Raw genomic sequence first — 16685 nt, forward strand, 5'->3', positions numbered from 1 at the left:
CCCTCGTGCCAGGCGAACAGGGCGAAGATCGCCGATGCCGAAAGGCACTGGATGCACAGGCTCTGATAGACAGGCATGGAACTGGTCGGGCTGCGTTTCTGGAGCAGCGTCGCCATTGCCAGCGAAAGCGTGCCGAGAACCGGCAGGCCATAGGCCCAGAGCGGCACGTCGCCCATGTCGAGAGACCAGCCCGAAGCGATCAGAACGCCGGCGAGACCGACGAAGGAGCCGAGCCACTGGCGCGCGGTCAGCGCCTTTCCGAGAACCGGCCAGGACAATATCGCCACCGCCAGCGGCAGCATGTCGGTAATCAGGGCGACGAGACCCGTCGGGACACCATAGGAGATCGCCAGCGCGAAGCCGGCGAGATAACCGGACATGGCGAGCGCGCCGAACAGCATCTGCGGAAGCGCGTCCTTCCACCGGATCGCCGGGCCCATCACGAGCGCGAAGGGAAGCAGGATCAGCCCGGACACCAGGCTTCGCCACAGGAGGATCAGGAAGATCGGCGCGTGGTCGATCGCAAACCGGATGCCGACGAAGCCGGCGCTCCAGGAAATCACCAGCGCAGCCTCCAGGATGACCAGGATGACGATCGCCGAGATTCCGCTCCTCGGACGGCAAGGGGCCGTGGCAACAGCTTCACTCATCTATGGGGATCCGGTTTCTGGAGGTGGGAGGAGGCACGATCCCGACGTCGCGGGCGGGACCGTCGACGTCATAGCTGTTCCAAAATCGAGACGGCGATCTTGCGCGCCGTTTTCAGCCGCGCGTCATGCCCGTCGAGGCCTGCACGCGACATCGCGCCTTCGAGCAGAAAGGAGAGATGCTGCGCCGTCTCGTCGATCGAGACACCGGCTCCCGGTTGCATCTCGAGCAGATGCTCCTTGAACAGCCGTTCCACCTCTTCCTTCTGGAAGGCGACCACCGCCCGGCCGGGATCGCCGATTGGAAGCTCCGCGGCGGCATTGAGGAGCCCGCAGCCCCGAAACCCCCACTCGTAAGCAAGGGCCGCATGGTCCACATAGGAATCGAAGACCGCCAGGATACGTTCCTGAGGAGTCGTCGCGTTCGTTAGCCGCTCCCGATAGACGTCTCGCCATTCATCGAGTCGCCTCTGCATATACGCATTGACGAGATCGGCCTTGGACGAAAAATTGTTGTAGAGGCTCATTTTCGCGACCCCCGCATGGGCGGTGATCGCATCAATGCCCGTCGCCCCGACACCCTCGCGATAGAACAGCTCGGCTGCGGCGTTCAGCAGGCGCTCCCTGGCTGGCATTCTCCCGGCCATATCGTCTCTCCAAAAATACTATGTAGACCGATCTACCTATTCAGGAGGTCTGTCAAGCCCTCTGATGCATTGATCGCGCTTCCCCGGAGGAGAAGCACCCGAAGGTTTGCGACAGCCTCGGCGTAGCCGCCATCGATCCGTCGAGAAAATGCGAATACGACCTTGAAGCTCTTGACCGCCCTACGTCGATTGTCCTAAACGAGCTCAGTAGGACGATTGCCCTAGGGCAATTCCAGGAAAACTGCGATCGCGGAAGGGAATCGGGGAACTTGGGTGCTGCGACCACACGACGGCAGATTGTTGAGGCTGCCGACAGGCTCTTTTATGAGCGGGGCTTCGAGGCAACGTCCTTCGCCGATATTGCGGCCGTGGTCGGCCTCTCGCGAGGCAACTTCTACTATCACTTCAGGACGAAAGACGAGATTCTCGAGGCGGTAATCGCCCATCGCCTGTCAAACATCAGGGAACAGCTCGACGCGTGGGAGGCAGGGGCGGAAACCCCCGCGGAGCGTATCCGCAGCTTCATCCACATCCTCATCATGAACGAGACAAAGATCATGGCTCATGGCTGCCCGGTCGGGACGCTTTGCAGCGAACTCGCCAAGCTCGATCACGCTGCCAAGGATGAGGCGACGCGGCTTTTCACTCTCTTTCGCGATTGGCTGTCGCGCCAATTTGCGGCACTCGGCCGTGAAGCTGATGCCGACGCGCTTGCCATGCATATCCTGATGCGAAGCCAAGGTGTCGCGACACTCGCAACCGCCTTTCGCGACGAAGCCTTCGTTCGACGCGAGGTGGCAGATATGTGCGCATGGGTGGCGGCGCAACGGCCCGAGCTATTCGCTTCTCCAGAAACCATTTCCATCCGGAACGCCTGAAGAGGATCTCGCATGTTCGTCGTTACACTCAAACTCTCCGACAACAGGGCAAAAGCGTCTGCCTTGATGGAAGGGCATAATGCCTGGATCAAACGCGGCTTCGACGACAGCATCTTTCTCCTGACGGGCAGCCTTCGGTCGAATGCGGGCGGAGCTGTACTCGCCCACAACACGACACGCGCCGATCTCGAAGCGCGCCTGAAGGAAGACCCGTTCGTTGCAGAGGGCGTCGTGAGTGCCGACATTCTTGAAATCGAGCCGGGCCGCACCGAAGACCGTTTGGCCTTCCTGAAAGCGTGAGACGATGAGCGCAACGATTTCCGGCCCGGATGGACGGCCGCGTTGCCGCTGGTGCGCGGCGGCGCCGGAGTTCTTGCCCTATCACGATACCGAATGGGGCGTTCCGGTGGATGACGACCACCGTCTGTTCGAGAAGCTTTGCCTCGAGGGCTTCCAGTCAGGTTTGAGCTGGCGCACCATCCTCGCCAAACGGGAGAACTTCCGCGCTGCCTTCCTCGGTTTCGATTTCGACCGCATTGCGCAGTTCACGGAATTCGACATCGTGCGCCTGCTGAAGGATGACGGCATTGTGCGCCATCGCGGCAAGATCACGGCCGTCGTCAACAACGCCCGACGCGCCCAGGAACTGGTGAAGCAGGAAGGATCGCTCGCCGCCTATGTCTGGCGCTTCGAGCCGAAGCCGACAGAGCTCGCCACTCCCCAGACTGCATCCACGTCGGCGGCATCCATCGCCATGTCGAAAGACCTCAAGAAGCGGGGCTGGTCGTTCGTTGGTCCCACTACGGTTTATGCCTTCATGCAGGCGATGGGCCTGATCAATGATCACGCCGAAGGTTGCACGATCCGGAACGAGGTCGAATGCGCCAGAGCTGCGTTCCGGCGTCCGAATGCCATCGACGTGAGCGAGGGACGGATAGCGGCAGGCGAGGATCACACCTCGCCGGTATACTCGCCGCGTGCCGGGTAGTCGTTCTTGATCACGAAATCCAACGCTTGCACCATTTCAGCGAAATTGGGTCGAGCGAACGGCATGGATTGCACGGAGAGCCAATAAACCGTTTGATCTGGCTTAACCAAAAAGATCCCCGGCTCGGAGAATAGTTCCGGCTCCTCGAGACCAAGAGACGTCTTGCCGCGCGAGGTCGAAACGTAAAGGCCCCATCGCCGCGCCACGCCCAATGGGAGCCCGTAGCCGACGCGTAGGTGCTCGGCACCGATCTTGTTCGCCATTTGCCGAGCGCGTTCTTCGCCGTCGGAGCTTATGGCGATTGTGCTGACGCCTCGTTCCGCGAAGGATGGCGTCAGTCGTTCAAGCTCTTTCAGATACGTTGCGCACAGGGGGCAGTGGAGGCCACGGTAAAAGCACACCAGCGTCATGAGCGAGGGCGCTTCGCTGGCAAGATCGAAGGTTCCATGATCGAGAGTTCTGACCGTCAGGCCAGGGGCCGGCATTCTCGGGACTAACATTGATTAACTCCATTGGTGTGATACTGCCGACGCTGCTGCGTTGACGTCGGGACTTCAACCTTTCATACCTGAAACAATTGTTGGTCCGAAAAACATGATCGAAAATCTGATTTCCCATCCGAAAAGAGATCGCCTCTCAGCCTTCTTCGACATGTTCGAGCTGGCGGCCTCGTTAGAGCCGGCCCGCGCCAGCGACGGTCAAGCGATGCTGTTTGTCGTAGGTCCACCGGGAGGCCCCGCGGAAGCAGTCATCCTTTGCGTGCGTGGCGACGCGACGCCCGAGCCGCCGGTTCTCGTGACTGTAGCCGTCGATTTCGAGGGTGCGCATAACCCGCTCATGAACGCCTTGCCGGATCAAGTCCGGGTCGACATCAACGACATGCCGGCGCTGCGCGACACGACAGCCGCTTTCGTAGCAGAGGCCTGGGAATCCCGTTGCGGGCGGAGCGCGGCACTCAATCGGCTCTGCGAAGTGATGGTTTTGCTTATTTTACGCTCGGCAATTGACCGTGGGGCCACCCGACCCGGGTTGCTGGCGGGCCTGTCCCACCCTGCTCTGCACCGCGCATTGGTAGCAATGCATGATGCGCCGACTCGCTCTTGGAACAGCGAAGAGCTTGCTAGCGCGGCAGGAATGTCCCGAAGCCATTTTATGGCTCTTTTTCGCGACGTGGTCGGCACGACGCCACTGGCTTATCTGACGGGATGGCGCTTGACCATTGCCCGGCGGAAGCTATCCAAAGGGGCCAAGGTGAAGGCAGTGGCGCGGGAAGTCGGATTCGGCAGTGCTGCGGCATTCTCCCGCGCCTACTTGCGCAAATTTGGAGACTGGCCGTCTCTCGAGAGGCCGGTGTCCATTTAGGGCAAATCCAGGAAAAGTGTGCAACGGATTTCCGGCCGGAATTGCATAAACAGGCGGGGCTTTCGCGACCCCCGCCTGTAACGCACACGGTCTACCGCTTGCCGAGGAGCGGGAGCGTCTGCAGCGGCTTCGACAATTGCATCGCGCTCCAGGGCATGTATTCGGTGATCGCCAGCCCCACGACGTCGGCTTCGGCATCCACGGCTCTCAGGATCCCCGCGACCTCCTCGAAGCGCATACGCCCTTTCGCGATGCCTTCGAAGGCATCCGGCGCGGCGGCGGGATCCTGGGAGAGAAGGAAGTCGTAGAGCGTGGGATCGAGCACATCCAGGTCGAAATGCACCGCGACCTTCGTCGCGCCCGAGGCACGCAGCCACGCCAGCACCGGCTCCGCCGAGCCGGCCAGATCTTCCGGGGTGAGACGCGCCATTCCATGCTTCGCGATGAAGTCCGTTTCGAACGGCGTGGTTTCGGTCAGGCCGACATAGAGGACTCGATCCCCCTTCACCGGCTTCGGCACCGCGGCCACGAAATCCGGATCGCCTATTCCCATCAGCATAGCGAGCACATGCGCATGGGCATTTCGGAACTGCTGCGGCCCCATCACGTCGGGATGGGCGTCCACCCACAGAACCGCCAGATCGTCGCCGTATCGCTCGCTGAGATAGGCGATCGGCGCGAGATCCACGAGGCAGTCGCCTCCGAGGGTGACGACGGCGTCGGGCTTGTGCCGGTCGATCGCCGACCTGGCCGCCGCAATGAGATCGAGAAGCGGCCGGCGGGAGACGATGCCCTGCTCGATCGGCCTGGCATCGTCACGGGCTTCGGGAACCGCCACAGTTTCCTCCGGTCCCCGCGCTTCCGGAGCGATCGCGGCGAGGACACGCGCGCCTGTTCTGTAATCAGGGTGGTCCCCGCCCTGCCATTGCGGCAGGTTCAGGCGCAGAATTTTTTTCGGATCGATTGTCATGGTCTCGCTCTTTCCTGTCAGAAGTCTGGAGTTCGGATCGGCGCTCTGCCCGAGGCAGGACATAGTTGGTGATTGAAATCGGAAACAAAATGGCGCATCCGTGACATATCTGTCCATGAACGTGGACAATCTCCCATACTTGGAGAAACGCGATGAACCAGTTGCTTGCGATGCGAGCGTTTGTGCGGGTCGTTGAATCGGGGTCTTTCCGGGGGGCCGCCAATCAGCTTCTGGTGCCGCGCTCGACCGTCAGCAAACTTGTGACGGATCTCGAAAAACACCTCGGGACAAAGCTGATGCACAGGACCACGCGCAGCATCGTGGTGACGCCGGAGGGCGAGGAATACTACCGACATGCCGCGCGCTTGGTCGCGGAGGTCGACGAGGCCGACGGCGCCGTGCGCGGCAAGAAGCTGGCGCCCAGAGGACATCTTCGCATCGAATCTCACCCGACCTTCGCCCAGAATGTTCTGATCCCTCATCTGCCGGATTTCCATCGGCGGTATCCGCACGTCTCGATCGCATTGGGCATTGGCAATCGAACCGCGAACATCATCGGAGAAGGCGTCGACTGCGCCATCCGGGCCGGGGAAATCGGCGACGTATCCCTGGTCGCACGACACCTCTTCGATGCCGAGTTCGTCACATGCGCGTCGCCTGCCTACCTGGAGCGGATGGGGACGCCCATGACGCCGGAAGACCTCGACAGCAAGCACGCCAAGGTCGGCTTCTTCTCCCACGCCGACGGCAGGATGAAGCCGCTGGTTTTCATGAAGCCCGACCGCAGGCACATCGTCAGCGATCTGCAGTTCTCGACCAATGAAGACAATGGTCAGATCGCGATGATGCTGGCCGGATTAGGTGTGGGACAAAACCTCAAGTCCTTCCTCGTGCCCTATCTGCAGTCGGGGCAACTCGTCGAGATCCTTTCCGAATGGAGCCACCCGCCCTTGCCGTTCCATGTCGTCTATCCGCCCGGCAGGCATCAGAGCGCAAGGCTGAAGGCCTTCATCCAGTGGCTCGTGGAGCGCTTCGGCGAGACAAGCCGACCTCCCGCTGAGAGCGCCGCCGGCGAAGGGTGATGGGTGCGCCCGGTTGACCCGCCGGGTCACGACAGCACCTCTCTCATCTCTGTGCTCGTCACAGGCCGCGGAGTCTTACGCGCCGCCGACGCGGCGCTGCTGGATTCCTGTGACAAGCACAGGAATGAGGTGGATTGAGGCCATGACTGAGCAAGATCCGGCAGCCGGAGAATGCTCTCTGGCGGCCCCCTGTTTTGATGAAGCGAAGCCGGCAGCGCGCCGCAGTTGCAGTGCAACGGCAATGCGGCAAACCCAAACCCTCCCTCTTCCCTGTGCTCGTCACAGGGATCCAGCCAAGGCGCGTCGGCGCCGTGAATGACTCGTTATCTTTCGAGACGCGGTGGAGGCAACACCGGTCGTGCGGTGGAGCGGGCTACCCGGAACGAAATAACAAGAACGGATGCGCAAAATCATGATTGTGAAACTCCGCTTTTTTGAATAAAGCGTTCCCACACGTCAAACGGGAGGGTGTTTCATGTACAGGCAAGCGCTTAGGTTCGCGTCGGTTGCGGGGCTTCTGGCCGCTCTATTTTCCGCAACGGCTCACGCTGACGAGGTGAAGACGGTCTCCGTCGTCGACGACCGCGGGGTGACGGTCGAGGTTCCGGCCCAGCCGAAACGCATCGCCTCCATTTCCTATTTCGCCGACGACGTGGCGCTTGCGCTCGGCATCAAGCCCGTTGCCAGCACCTACATGACCTCGGGCCGCGAGCCGGATTTCCTGCTCGGCCTGACCTCCGGGATGAAGCAGATCGGCCAGCGCGCCAAGCCGAACCTGGAGCTGCTTTCCGAGGCGAAGCCGGATCTCATCGTCGCCATCCGCCGCTACACGGTCGGCAACGCCGCGCAGCTCGAGAAGATCGCGCCGTATGTGGCCTACAACATGGAACTGCTCACCGAAAGCGACCGCGAGATCGCGGAGCTGTCGAAGCTCCTCGGTAAGCCCGAGCGCGGGCTGGAGCTGAACGCGGACTTCCGCAAGCATCTCGCCGACTACGCAGCCAAGGCGCCCAAGGACGTGCATCCGCGCTTCATGATCATGTGGGGCGGCGAGGTTCCGTTCGCCTTCCATACGGAAAACACGGCGGCCTCGATCGTCGCCGCGATCGGCGGCGACAATATCGCCGGGCCGAAGCAGCCCGGCGGCGAGTTCGGCATCGACCTCAGCCTCGAGACCATGCTGGAGAAGGACCCGGAAGTCATCTTCGTCTACGATTCCGGCCCTGACCGCCCGCATGAGAACAATCCGATCTGGCAGCAGCTGTCGGCGGTCAAGAACAACCGCGTCTTTTACGTCGGCGACCAGTGGGTCGAAACCAATGGCCCGATCGCCCGCGAAATCGTGCTGCGCGAGGCGGCTCATTATCTTTACCCCGACGCCTTCCCGGCTGTGGACGTCAGGGCGGAGGCCGCAAGGCTGATCCCCGCCGAAGCGCAGAAGTAAGAGTTTCTGACAGTGACGGCGATGAGTCCCCGGCAATCCATCGTGGCCATAGGGCTCATCGCGACCGCCACCGTCCTGGTCGTCATCCTCGGCCTGCTGATCGGGGCGAAATCGCTGTCGCTCGGCACCGTGATCCAGGTTCTTTACGCTCCCGACGGAAAGATCGACTCCATTCTCGTCTGGACGCTGAGGCTGCCGCGAAGCCTTGCCGCGGCGGCCGGTGGCGCCGGTCTTGCCGTTTCCGGCTATGTCCTGCAGGCACTCACCCGCAACCCGCTGGCGGATCCCGGAATTACCGGCGTCACCGCCGGCGCGATCGCGCCGATCGTCTGCTGTTTCGTGTTCCTGCCGTGGCTTTCATCCGCCTGGTACCCGTTCGTCGGGCTGGCCGGCGGCCTTGGCGCGGTCTCGGTCACGTTCTGGGTCTCGCACGGCGGACAGGGGCGGCCGCTGCAGCTGGCGCTCGGCGGCGTCAGCGTTTCCCTCTTTCTCGGGGCGATCACCACCTACGTCCTGCTCCTGACCGGACCGCAGTCGACATCGCTGCTTTTCTGGCTCGCCGGCGGTTTCCAGGGGTGCACCTGGTCGCACCTCGTCTACATGCTGCCGTGGACCGTTGGCGGCGTCCTGGGCGCGCTGATGCTCAAGCGCGTGATCGGCATGTTCGCGCTCAGCGAACACGCCGCGGCGGGCATGGGCCTGCAGCTCAACCTCTGGAAGCCGGTCCTGCTCGTCCTCGGCGTCGTTCCGGTCGTCGGCGTCGCCCCGGTTGCCGGGCCGGTCGCCTTCGTCGGGCTTGCCGCACCGCATATCGCCCGCCTCCTCCGCCCGCGCGGAACCGGATGGGAAATCGGCCTTTGCGCCGCCATCGGAGCGCTGATCGTCACGGCCGCTGATGTCATCGCGCGCACGATCGCCATCCCGCGGGAGCTGCCCGTCGGAATTCTGACGGCGCTGCTCGGAGGGCCGATCTTCATCTACCTCGTCCAGAGAGGCCGATTGGAGTTCGCGGGAGACGGCCCATGACATCGAGGCCCACGACGACGCCGCTTTCACCGGTTGCACACCGCTCGCCCCGATGGCTGCTGCCAGGCGCAGCGGTATTCGTCCTGATGTCCTTTGCGGCCGCGGTCTTCCTCGGCGTCGCGGATATCCCCTTTGAGGATGTCGTGGCGGCCCTGACGGGCGAAGGCTCGCCCGAAGCGCGCTCGATCATTCTCGATATCCGCCTTCCCCGGATCGTCACGGGCATTCTCGCCGGAATCCATTTCGCGGTCGCCGGGCTTCTCCTGCAGACGATCACGCGCAATCCGCTGGCCGATCCGTCACTGATGGGCGTGTCTCAGGGCGCGACGCTCTCTGTGACCCTGTTTTTGCTGTTCACGGTCTACATCTTCGCCCCGGGCTCCAACACGCTAGCCGAACTGCCGATTTCCTGGCTGCCGGCGGCGGGTCTCGCCGGGGGAATGCTGGCGGGCGGCGTCATCTACCTGCTCGCCTTCCGCCTCGGCCTCGGTGCGCTTCGCATCACGCTTTGCGGCGTCGCCGTCGGGGCCGTCCTGCACGCCCTCGCCATCGGCCTCATCGCCGGCTGGGGCTCGGCCCGCATCGAGATCATCCTCGAATGGCTCTCCGGCAGCCTCTACGCGCGGACCTGGGAGCACGCGCTCTTCCTGCTGCCTTTCACGATCGCAGGCATGGCCGCCCTACCCGTCCTCTACCGTCCGCTTCTGCTCCTCCATTTCGACGCGCCGGTCGCCCGCTCCTTCGGCCTCGCCTACCGCCGGCAATTCTCGATCGTGCTGGTGCTCTCCTGCGCGCTCGCGGCAAGCGCGGTCGGCGCCGTCGGGCCGATCGTGTTCGTCGGCCTGATCGTGCCGCATCTCGCCCGCTTCCTGGCGGGGCGCAATCTTGTGCTTCTCCTTCCCCTGACCATCGTCACCGGCGCGATCGTCGTAACGCTCGGCGATCTCGTCGGTCGTCTGGCAGGCGGGGCCGAAGAAATCCCGATCGGCGTCGTCACCGCCCTGTGCGGCGTGCCCCTGCTGCTTGCCCTGCTCCGCAAAACCACGTGAGGCCCCGATGCCGTTGTCCTGCTCCGAGTTGTCCGTCACCTATGGTCGTCGCAAGGCACTGAGCCGCTTTCGGCTGTCGATGAAGAAGGGCGAGGTTCGCGCGCTGATCGGTCCGAACGGCTCGGGCAAGAGCACGGCTTTGCAGGCACTCGCCGGCCTCATCAAGCCGGCGGAGGGACGCGCGGAGATCGATAACGTCCCGGTCGCGTCGATGTCCCGCCGCGCCATCGCGAAGAAGCTCGCCTTCCTGCCGCAGCAGCCGACCGCGCCTGACGAGATGACCGTGGCGCAACTCGTCCGGCAGGGACGTTACCCGCATGTCGGCCTCTTTCGCTCCTACGACAGGACAGACGAACAGGCGATCGAATGGGCGCTCGAAAGCACCGGGCTGACCGGTCTCGCCGATCGCAGCCTGCAGGAGCTTTCCGGCGGCGAGCGCCAGCGCGCGTGGATTTCCGCCGCCCTTGCCCAGGAGGCCGGGATCCTGCTTCTCGACGAGCCGACATCGTTTCTCGATATCGGTTATCAGGTCGAGGTGCTCGATCTCGTGCACCGGCTCAGCCGCGAGCGGGGCGTGACGATCGTCATGGCGATCCACGACATCAACCAGGCCGTGGCGATCAGCGACCGCATCTCGCTCCTCGAGAAAGGCGAACTCCGGTTCGACGGCACCCCGCGTGACCTTGCCGAAAGCGGCCTGATCGAAAAGACCTTTCGCGTCAGGGGACGGTTCGTCCAGGTGACGCCGGAAAGCCCGCCGCACTTCGACGTCGAGTTGACAAGGCTCCAGCGCCCGTCAGTGACACGCCTTGTACCGGACCTGCAGAAGTCGCCGTAACGCTTTGATTCGCTGCGATTTTGTCGTAAAGCGCCAACGACAACCCTCGCTCCATTGCACTTGCCCAGAACTCTCCCGGAGGAAGCACCGATGCCACAAGATGCCAACCAGACGATCCGCACCTGGTACATCGATCCCGATGCCGAGGACAGAATGGCCGACGGCCACGCCCCGATCTGGCGTCACCTCATCGACCTCGTGGTCGAGCGCGATCTCTCCGAAAAAACCGTCCTCGACTTCGGCTGCAACCAGGGCGGGCTGCTGCGGCACCTCCATGCCATCCGGCCCTTCCGCAAGGGCCTTGGCGTCGATATCGCCGAAGATTCCATCGCCAGGGCCGATGCGCTCAAGGGCAATCAGCCGCTGCAGTATCAGGTCGGCGCAAAGCTCGAAGGCTGGGACGATGAGTTCGACCTGGCGATCAGCCACGAGGTCATCTACCTCATTCCGGATATCGATGCGCACGCGTCAGACATCTGGCGCGCGCTGAAGCCCGGCGGCGTCTATTACGCGGTCACCGGCTGCCACACCGACAACCCGCTCTGGCCGAAGTGGCGCGAGCTCGTTGCCCGGCGAACGAATACGGTCGTCCAGGACCGATCCATCACGGATTATGCCCGCTGCTTCTCCAAAGCCGGCTTCGAGGTGTCGGGGCGCAAGCTTGAATATGACGGCTTCATCCCCTTCGTCGAGGACGGCTGGACGCCGGATTTCGCCGACGCCCTCGAATACTACACCCGGACCAAAATCGTGTTCCGGCTGGTGAAGCGGGCTGCGTGATTTCTTGGAGCAAGGCCAGGCGGCATCAGTCAGGCGTTGCTCGACATTGACCGCGCCTAGTCGGCATCGGGGACGGCTAGGTTCACGCCAGGCTCAAGGATTCCAGCCGCCGCTGCCATAGGGACGCGTGATGATTTCGAGCAGGTGGCCGTTCGGATCTTCGAAATAGAGGCCGCGCCCTCCGTCGTGGTCGTTGGTCTCGCCGGGCCTGCGCTGGCCGGGGTCAGCCCAATATTCGAGGTTCCGCGCGCGGATTCGATCGAATATCGCGTCGAATTCGGCGTCGCCGACCAGGAAGGCGTAGTGCTGGCGACTGATCTCGCCTTTCGTGTCCATGTAGTCGAGATTGGCGTCGTTGTCGGTCGTGACCATTTGGAACGGCCCCCAGCGCCGCGGGGCCGGCAGGCCTAGCATCTCGGCCAGGAACTCTGCCGACGCCTTGCTGTCGCGCGCCGACAGGATCGTGTGATTGAAGTGGATGGCCATCTTGGTCTCTCGGAAAAAACATGCGCGGTTCTGTAGGGCAGCTACAAACGCGACGGAGGCCGGGTTAACGCCCCCGGCCGGCTCCTTGTTCCGAGCCGGGCGCTCCTCACCGAAATCAGAACACCAGCGACCGGTGCAATTGCGCGCCCGCCCAGGCTCCGTCGCCCACGGCGAGCGAGACCGAGTGAGGCGTGCGCGCCGCGTCGCCGCAGGCGAAGGCGCCGGGGACAGTCGTTTCCTTAGCGGCATCGGTGCGGATCTGCGTGCCGACCGGCGTCTCCTCGATCTCGCAGCCGAGCGACGCGGCAATCGGCGTCGCAGGGGCATTGCGCGAGGCGGTAAAGAGCCCGGCAAAGGACAGGCTCCGCCCGTCTGCAAGGAGGACGTCGGCGTGGTCCTCGATCCGCGTGATGGGCGCATCTTCGATCGTTACGCCCCGCGCCTTCAGATCGCCGCTGGCCGGCGCGTCGAGCGTCACCGCGCCGTTGGTGAAAAACGTCACCTCGCCCCATTCGGGAATGAGCTGGGCCTGATGCACCGACATCGGCCCGGTCGCGATCACGCCGATCCGGCCCCGGTCGAGTTCGTAGCCGTGGCAATAGGGGCAGTGGAAGATGCTTCGCCCCCAGCGTTCCGCCACACCGTCGATCTCAGGCAGCCTGTCCGTCACGCCGACGGCAAAGAGCAGCCGACGCCCTTCCTGCCGCGCGCCGTCCGCCATCGTGACTGTAAAGGCGTCCTTGCTTCCCGCGGCCGTTTCCGCATGGCCGTCGATCCACGTCAGCGTCGGATAGGCGCTGAGCTGCGCCCGCGCCTTCGCGGCGATTTCGGCGGGGTCCACGCCATCTTGGCCGAGAAAGCCGTGGGAGTGGCTGGCGAAGCGGTTCCGCCTGAGCCCGGCATCGATCACGAGGACGCTGCGACGGGCACGGAGAAGCTGGAGGGCGGCGGCCATGCCCGCATAGCTGCCCCCGACGACGATCACGTCATTTTGCATTACCCACTCCTTTTCTGGCGCGCCGCTCCGCGTGCCGACGGGCAAAGTCGGCGGCGAGATCGGCGAGGGTGACATCGGCAAAGCGGTCGAGCAGCAGCGCCTCGGCCTCGGCGAAGGCCGCATCGAGCGCGGCGTTCACCGATTGCTCGACGAGGCAGTCCGGCGTCTCGTTGCGATTGCCGATGGCAAAGATCGCAGGCTCGCCCAGCACCTCATGCAACTGGCGGAGCGTGAGGATGCCAAGGTCGGCCGTGATGGTCCACCCGCCGGCATGCCCGCGCGCTGAGGCCACGATCCCGGCCTCCCTGAGGAGCCCCATCGTGCGGCGCACCACCACGGGATTGGTGTTCATGCACTCCGCAAGCCTTTCCGACGTCATGGGGCCGTCATGCTCGGCCATGTGCAGGAGCGCGTGGAGGACTGAAGAGAGACGGCTGTCGCGTTTCATGTAACTTTAATTATTACGAATCTTCGCAAATGGCAAGCGCGATCATGTGGCTCAAACGGCAACTCCCGCGTTACGCAATCCATCGGTCCAAAGGTCAGCATCCTCGTTCAAGCTGCAGATTTCGGCGGTTATCCGTGCGTATAATGCTGCGTCGAAGTCGGCGGGTAGCTCGCTCGCAGCCTGCTTGGCCTCTTCGATTCTTCCAAGCTGTGCGAGGCAGGCCCCCTCGTTCAGCCGGAAGAAGGGCGGAGGATCGATGGGCGATCGATAGGCTTCCAAAGCCGATTCGAATTCGCGGGACAGATAACAGCAGTCCCCCAAGCTGGACACGAACGTCGGCGGCAACAATGGCTCGAAGCTGCATGCACGCCGAACGAGAGAGAGCCCTTCGTCGTGGGAGCCAGCATATGAGAGAACCATTCCTCTCGCGACTTGCACGTTGATGTCACGCGGGCTCATTGCAAGAGCAATTTCCGAATAGCGCAATGCATCCTTCATTGCGCCCGCCAACAGAAAGCATGCCGCTACGCTCGTCAGGACGAACGGATCGGACTTGCCGCTCCTTAGCGCCAGACGGGCGTAATCGATGGAGAGCCGCTTGCGTTCCTGGTCCGTCTCTCGTGCCGGTTCGCTGAACCGCCAATAAGCGTACATCAGCGATAGCGATGCAAGGGCCGGCGCGTACGCCGGATCGATGGCGGCGGCATCATGCATATGTTGGCGGGCGGTCGCCTCATCGCCGTTTCGCCAAGCATCCCCCGCGCGCAGCCAACTCGTATAGGCAGAGACGCTTGTCGTCGGATTTCTGGATCGCGCTGTGCTCGCAACTGTCTGCAAATTGAAAAACAGCCTTCCGATGATCGCGTCGACGATCTCGTCCTGGACGGCGAAGATGTCCTCGACAGGGCGATCGAAGCGCTCTGCGAAGACTTGGCGTCCCGTATAGGCGTCGACGAGTTGCACCGTCGCGCGAACATGTTGACCCGCAAGTCGGATGCCTCCCGTCACGACAACATCGGCCCCGAGCTTGCGTCCCAGCTCGGCGGCGTTCACCGGCTGATCCTTGTAGGCGAAGGCGGTGCTGCGGGCGACGACGGACAGGTCTCGGTGCTTGCTGAGCTCTGTTACGAGGTCTTCGGTGATTCCGTCTGCGAAATAGCTCTGATCGTCACGACCGGACAGATTGGCGAACGGCATGACGACGATGGTCGTAAATTCACGAGAAGCGTTCGCCGGCGCGGCCAGAGGATCGATCTGGGCCGCCGGACCCGATATGTCGATGGCATATGCCCTGACGGGATTTTGGATATTCTTCAGCTTGACGGCGCCCAGGTCTCTCGTCGGAACGGTGATCTTGCCCTGGATCTCGTCGAAGACCTTGCCCGATACGCAGATGCCGCCGGGCTCGGCCAACTGTTCCAGCCGAGCCGCAATGTTGACGCCATCACCAAAGATGTCCTCGCCCTGACCGACAATATCGCCGAGGTTTATTCCTATTCGGAAGACTATCCTTCGCAGGTCCGGAAGTGGGGCATTGGCTTCCCTCATCTGCCGCTGAATACGGATCGAGCAGTCGACCGCTCGCACAACGCTTGCAAATTCGAGGAGCAGACCATCGCCAAGGAGCTTCACGATCCTGCCGCTGCACTCCCGAACAAGCGGTTCGATAACGGTCGCACGGGCTTCAGCGAGAGCACGGAGTGTTTCCGACTCGTCTGCCTCCATCATGCGGGAGTAGCCGACGACGTCCGCGACAACGACGGAAGCCAAACGACGGTCGGTTGGGCTTATCGAAGACGGCTCGCCCATTTGCCCCCCATGTCTCCCGTAGACGCCGTGCCGCGGAAAATAGCACTTTCTTCATCCCGGGTCAGTTGTCATGAACAAGCCAGGGTGACCATAGCAGACAGTCATGCTGGCGAGGACCGGACCTTCGCTTCCGGCGCCCGGCCAGCTCAGGGGACGAGGTCGGCTGTACGACCGCAGGGGGTCCGGGTGTAGTAGCTGCCGCGAACCGGCGCTACATCTTTGACCGCTCACACCCTTGCTGACCGGACACTGTGGCCAATCGCCTGCGCATCCTTGTCGCAACGGTCGGCCTCGGTCTCGATCTCGATGGTGCAGTGGACGATGCCATGCCGCTCCTCCGCGAGATCCCGTACGGCTTGTCTGATGCCAGCCGCGTCGGCCGCGGACGATCCCTGCATAACCACGTGGACTTCGAGCGCGCGGTGCTCCTCATCGATCGCGAAGACGTGCAGATCGTGGACGTTCCCTATACCTCCGACGTCGTTGAGATCGCGGAGCAGACCGGCGACATCGACTTCAACTGGCGCTCCCATCATCAGTATCCGGATGGAGCCTCCGATCTCGGTGACGGCCTGGTAGAGAACGTAGGCTGCGATTGCGATCGTAACGGCAGGATCGAGCCAGACCCAGCCGTAGAGAAGAACGAGGCTGCCGGCGACGATAACTCCGACCGACCCCAGTGCATCCGCCACGTTGTGCAAAAAGGCAGCCCGGATGTTCATGCTGGTCTTCGACATCGCATAGGTCAGCATCGCCGTAACGATGTCGATTACCAGAGCGATGGCTGCGACGATGACAATCGTCCATCCTTCAATAGGCGCCGGCGTTATGAAGCGCATCACGGCCTCATACACGAGGTACAGGCCAATCATGATCAGCGTGGTGTAGTTGATCAGCGCCGCCACGATCTCGGCGCGGACATAGCCAAAGGTCATCGCCGCGTCCGCGGGCTTGCGCGCAATCTTCCGCGCGGCGTAGGCGATGAGCAGGGATACAGCGTCGCTGAAATTGTGAAGCGCATCGGCGATCAGCGCCAGGCTGCCCGACAGGATGCCTCCAGCGACCTGGGCAAAGGTCAGCAGCAGGTTGACTGCTACTGCCCAGGCCATGCGTTTGTCGCCACCGCTCGTGCCGTCGTGGTGGTGATGTCCGCTCATGCTTGTATCTCCAAGATCGACCGCTCTGAAAGTAGAGTCCGACGGCCCATTTTCCAGCTTATGCTGGCCCTGACTGG

At 62.9% G+C, this 16685-nt stretch carries 19 protein-coding genes; 10 read left to right on the forward strand and 9 right to left on the reverse strand.

Annotation, left to right across the window (positions count from 1 at the left end):
* Positions 1–650 (reverse strand): DMT family transporter (locus QN219_RS06605; protein ID WP_283998783.1); only part of this gene is annotated, 650 nt, incomplete at its 3' end.
* A 68-nt stretch (positions 651–718) separates the two neighbouring features.
* Positions 719–1294: a TetR/AcrR family transcriptional regulator gene (locus tag QN219_RS06610; protein ID WP_283998784.1), complete on the reverse strand. Its 576-nt coding sequence runs from the start codon at positions 1292–1294 to the stop codon at positions 719–721.
* A 269-nt stretch (positions 1295–1563) separates the two neighbouring features.
* On the opposite strand from QN219_RS06610, the gene QN219_RS06615 reads away from it, so the two are divergent.
* Genes QN219_RS06615 through QN219_RS06625 form a run of 3 tightly spaced genes read left to right on the forward strand, consistent with a single transcriptional unit; the run spans position 1564 to position 3160 of the window.
* A complete protein-coding gene (locus QN219_RS06615) occupies positions 1564–2172 on the forward strand; it encodes a helix-turn-helix domain-containing protein (RefSeq protein WP_283998785.1) in 609 nt (202 codons plus the stop codon).
* A gap of 12 nt (positions 2173–2184) precedes the next feature.
* On the forward strand, positions 2185–2472 hold the full coding sequence (locus tag QN219_RS06620) for a hypothetical protein (protein ID WP_283998786.1): 288 nt from the start codon (positions 2185–2187) through the stop codon (positions 2470–2472).
* A gap of 4 nt (positions 2473–2476) precedes the next feature.
* Positions 2477–3160, forward strand: a complete 684-nt coding sequence (locus tag QN219_RS06625; RefSeq protein WP_283998787.1) for a DNA-3-methyladenine glycosylase I — start codon at positions 2477–2479, stop codon at positions 3158–3160.
* Here QN219_RS06625 and QN219_RS06630 read toward each other — a convergent pair.
* Positions 3124–3660: a peroxiredoxin-like family protein gene (locus QN219_RS06630; protein WP_283998788.1), complete on the reverse strand. Its 537-nt coding sequence runs from the start codon at positions 3658–3660 to the stop codon at positions 3124–3126. The genes QN219_RS06625 and QN219_RS06630 overlap by 37 nt on opposite strands.
* Positions 3661–3754: 94 nt before the next feature.
* On the opposite strand from QN219_RS06630, the gene QN219_RS06635 reads away from it, so the two are divergent.
* Complete coding sequence (locus tag QN219_RS06635) at positions 3755–4522, forward strand: AraC family transcriptional regulator (protein WP_283998789.1); 768 nt, start codon at positions 3755–3757, stop codon at positions 4520–4522.
* 91 nt (positions 4523–4613) lie between these two features.
* On the opposite strand, the gene QN219_RS06640 is transcribed toward QN219_RS06635, so the two are convergent.
* Entirely contained in the window at positions 4614–5492 is an 879-nt protein-coding gene (locus QN219_RS06640) for an arginase family protein (RefSeq protein ID WP_283998790.1), read from the reverse strand.
* Between the two features lie 152 nt (positions 5493–5644).
* Between QN219_RS06640 and QN219_RS06645 the strand changes: the two genes are divergently transcribed.
* The 6 genes from QN219_RS06645 (at position 5645) to QN219_RS06670 (ending at position 11711) form a co-directional block, all read left to right on the forward strand.
* The gene (locus QN219_RS06645; protein WP_283998791.1) at positions 5645–6574 is read left to right on the forward strand and encodes a LysR family transcriptional regulator; all 930 of its coding nucleotides are present in this window, start codon (positions 5645–5647) and stop codon (positions 6572–6574) included.
* A gap of 475 nt (positions 6575–7049) precedes the next feature.
* Positions 7050–8018 (forward strand): ABC transporter substrate-binding protein, encoded by a 969-nt coding sequence (locus QN219_RS06650; RefSeq protein ID WP_283998792.1) that lies wholly within the window; start codon positions 7050–7052, stop codon positions 8016–8018.
* Between the two features lie 21 nt (positions 8019–8039).
* Complete coding sequence (locus QN219_RS06655) at positions 8040–9044, forward strand: iron ABC transporter permease (RefSeq protein WP_283998930.1); 1005 nt, start codon at positions 8040–8042, stop codon at positions 9042–9044.
* An 86-nt stretch (positions 9045–9130) separates the two neighbouring features.
* Complete coding sequence (locus QN219_RS06660; protein WP_283998932.1) at positions 9131–10093, forward strand: iron ABC transporter permease; 963 nt, start codon at positions 9131–9133, stop codon at positions 10091–10093.
* 7 nt (positions 10094–10100) lie between these two features.
* Entirely contained in the window at positions 10101–10931 is an 831-nt protein-coding gene (locus QN219_RS06665) for an ABC transporter ATP-binding protein (RefSeq protein WP_283998793.1), read from the forward strand.
* A gap of 90 nt (positions 10932–11021) precedes the next feature.
* On the forward strand, positions 11022–11711 hold the full coding sequence (locus tag QN219_RS06670) for a class I SAM-dependent methyltransferase (RefSeq protein WP_283998794.1): 690 nt from the start codon (positions 11022–11024) through the stop codon (positions 11709–11711).
* A 93-nt stretch (positions 11712–11804) separates the two neighbouring features.
* Here the strand turns inward: QN219_RS06670 and QN219_RS06675 are convergent, their stop codons facing one another.
* The 5 genes from QN219_RS06675 to QN219_RS06695 form a co-directional block, all read right to left on the reverse strand.
* The gene (locus tag QN219_RS06675) at positions 11805–12197 is read right to left on the reverse strand and encodes a VOC family protein (protein ID WP_283998795.1); all 393 of its coding nucleotides are present in this window, start codon (positions 12195–12197) and stop codon (positions 11805–11807) included.
* Positions 12198–12312: 115 nt separating this feature from the next.
* Positions 12313–13194: an NAD(P)/FAD-dependent oxidoreductase gene (locus tag QN219_RS06680; RefSeq protein WP_283998796.1), complete on the reverse strand. Its 882-nt coding sequence runs from the start codon at positions 13192–13194 to the stop codon at positions 12313–12315.
* Positions 13184–13642: an Rrf2 family transcriptional regulator gene (locus QN219_RS06685; RefSeq protein WP_283998797.1), complete on the reverse strand. Its 459-nt coding sequence runs from the start codon at positions 13640–13642 to the stop codon at positions 13184–13186. The genes QN219_RS06680 and QN219_RS06685 overlap by 11 nt, the downstream gene beginning before the upstream one ends.
* Before the next feature lie 51 nt (positions 13643–13693).
* Positions 13694–15451, reverse strand: coding sequence for an adenylate/guanylate cyclase domain-containing protein (locus QN219_RS06690; RefSeq protein ID WP_283998798.1), 1758 nt, complete (start codon positions 15449–15451; stop codon positions 13694–13696).
* Positions 15452–15678: 227 nt separating this feature from the next.
* Entirely contained in the window at positions 15679–16608 is a 930-nt protein-coding gene (locus QN219_RS06695; RefSeq protein ID WP_283998799.1) for a cation diffusion facilitator family transporter, read from the reverse strand.
* Positions 16609–16685: the final 77 nt, after the last annotated feature.

The sequence above is a fragment of the Sinorhizobium sp. 8-89 genome, assembly GCF_030124325.1.
Classification (GTDB): Bacteria; Pseudomonadota; Alphaproteobacteria; order Rhizobiales; family Rhizobiaceae; genus Sinorhizobium.

Excerpts from the sequence above, each read along its gene's own strand:
- QN219_RS06690 (WP_283998798.1), bottom strand. The coding sequence starts at position 15,451 with ATGGGCGAGCCGTCTTCGATAAGCCCAACCGACCGTCGTTTGGCTTCC.
- QN219_RS06645 (WP_283998791.1), top strand. The coding sequence starts at position 5,645 with ATGAACCAGTTGCTTGCGATGCGAGCGTTTGTGCGGGTCGTTGAATCG.
- QN219_RS06610 (WP_283998784.1), bottom strand. The coding sequence starts at position 1,294 with ATGGCCGGGAGAATGCCAGCCAGGGAGCGCCTGCTGAACGCCGCAGCC.
- QN219_RS06625 (WP_283998787.1), top strand. The coding sequence starts at position 2,477 with ATGAGCGCAACGATTTCCGGCCCGGATGGACGGCCGCGTTGCCGCTGG.
- QN219_RS06675 (WP_283998795.1), bottom strand. The coding sequence starts at position 12,197 with ATGGCCATCCACTTCAATCACACGATCCTGTCGGCGCGCGACAGCAAG.
- QN219_RS06640 (WP_283998790.1), bottom strand. The coding sequence starts at position 5,492 with ATGACAATCGATCCGAAAAAAATTCTGCGCCTGAACCTGCCGCAATGG.
- QN219_RS06695 (WP_283998799.1), bottom strand. The coding sequence starts at position 16,608 with ATGAGCGGACATCACCACCACGACGGCACGAGCGGTGGCGACAAACGC.
- QN219_RS06635 (WP_283998789.1), top strand. The coding sequence starts at position 3,755 with ATGATCGAAAATCTGATTTCCCATCCGAAAAGAGATCGCCTCTCAGCC.
- QN219_RS06660 (WP_283998932.1), top strand. The coding sequence starts at position 9,131 with ATGTCCTTTGCGGCCGCGGTCTTCCTCGGCGTCGCGGATATCCCCTTT.
- QN219_RS06665 (WP_283998793.1), top strand. The coding sequence starts at position 10,101 with ATGCCGTTGTCCTGCTCCGAGTTGTCCGTCACCTATGGTCGTCGCAAG.
- QN219_RS06630 (WP_283998788.1), bottom strand. The coding sequence starts at position 3,660 with ATGTTAGTCCCGAGAATGCCGGCCCCTGGCCTGACGGTCAGAACTCTC.
- QN219_RS06620 (WP_283998786.1), top strand. The coding sequence starts at position 2,185 with ATGTTCGTCGTTACACTCAAACTCTCCGACAACAGGGCAAAAGCGTCT.
- QN219_RS06650 (WP_283998792.1), top strand. The coding sequence starts at position 7,050 with ATGTACAGGCAAGCGCTTAGGTTCGCGTCGGTTGCGGGGCTTCTGGCC.
- QN219_RS06670 (WP_283998794.1), top strand. The coding sequence starts at position 11,022 with ATGCCACAAGATGCCAACCAGACGATCCGCACCTGGTACATCGATCCC.
- QN219_RS06655 (WP_283998930.1), top strand. The coding sequence starts at position 8,040 with ATGAGTCCCCGGCAATCCATCGTGGCCATAGGGCTCATCGCGACCGCC.
- QN219_RS06685 (WP_283998797.1), bottom strand. The coding sequence starts at position 13,642 with ATGAAACGCGACAGCCGTCTCTCTTCAGTCCTCCACGCGCTCCTGCAC.
- QN219_RS06680 (WP_283998796.1), bottom strand. The coding sequence starts at position 13,194 with ATGCAAAATGACGTGATCGTCGTCGGGGGCAGCTATGCGGGCATGGCC.